Genomic DNA, 922 nt, shown 5'->3' with positions numbered 1-922 from the left:
ACCGTTAGCGGTTATATAAGATGAAAAACACTCTATACATATTAACAATTGTATTGATATTTGGATGTCAAGCTAAAAACTCAAAAACAGAAAGCTTGACCTATGAAATCAATGAAACAAAGACTGCCACAAATGAAAATGTGGTTAAAAGTAGTATTGTGACAAGAACGTATCTTTCTGACTCGACATACCTTGACTATGATTTCCAGACAAGCTTGAAAAACGGCTTCAAATTAGAATATCGAGTGTATAAAGAATCTAATAACCCAGACACTCTACAGACAATATTTCTAATCAAGGACACAACTGATATTATGGACTTGACTGGAGGAAGTAGTTATGGATTACCACATAAAAACATTGGTTACATAGGTGCTGATTTTGACAGTTCATTTGTATTTGTTCAATCTTTTGGCTCTGGAAATCCTCATGAGATTCAACTTATTGATAAAAGAACAGGTAAACCATTAAGAAAAGGAGCATGGGTAGATGCAAACGAAGAAAATCAAATTCTGCTTTACATTGAGAATATCAATGAATCAAATGAACGGTTGAAAATATTTGACATTGAAAGGAATAAGGAGACTATTGTGAATGATTTTCAAGACTGTAAATGTGTTCAATATGCAATTGGTGGCTTAAGAGACTGCGTTAGCATTGATACAGTTACACAACAATACATCATTCTGATATCTAGTTATGAAGATGATAAAGTAGAAAAAAAATACAACCGCTAACAAACCGCAATAGTGTATAAGGCGAGTTAAGCATTTTGGAAGTTTCGTAGCTTCGGCAAACACCGCCAAATCTTTGATTTGGCTTTTGAAATGAAAAGTTAAAAACAAATACAAAGCTTTGGCTCCGCTCATTTAGGAAAGTTAGTTTGGTTTAATCGCCTTACAACACCATGCGGCAGGCCGTT

The 922-nt window shown here is 34.2% G+C and carries 1 protein-coding gene; it reads left to right on the top strand.

All coding sequences use genetic code 11. From position 1 onward, the window contains the following. Positions 1-20: 20 nt before the first annotated feature. Positions 21-737, top strand: a complete 717-nt coding sequence (locus ACSX1H_RS19385; protein WP_439185909.1) for a hypothetical protein — start codon at positions 21-23, stop codon at positions 735-737. Positions 738-922 lie beyond the last annotated feature (185 nt).

This window comes from Carboxylicivirga taeanensis, from assembly GCF_051851475.1.
Classification (GTDB): domain Bacteria; phylum Bacteroidota; class Bacteroidia; order Bacteroidales; family Marinilabiliaceae; genus Carboxylicivirga; species Carboxylicivirga taeanensis.
The sequence above is the reverse complement of the archived record's forward strand: the minus strand, read 5'-3'. Positions and strand labels throughout refer to the sequence as shown.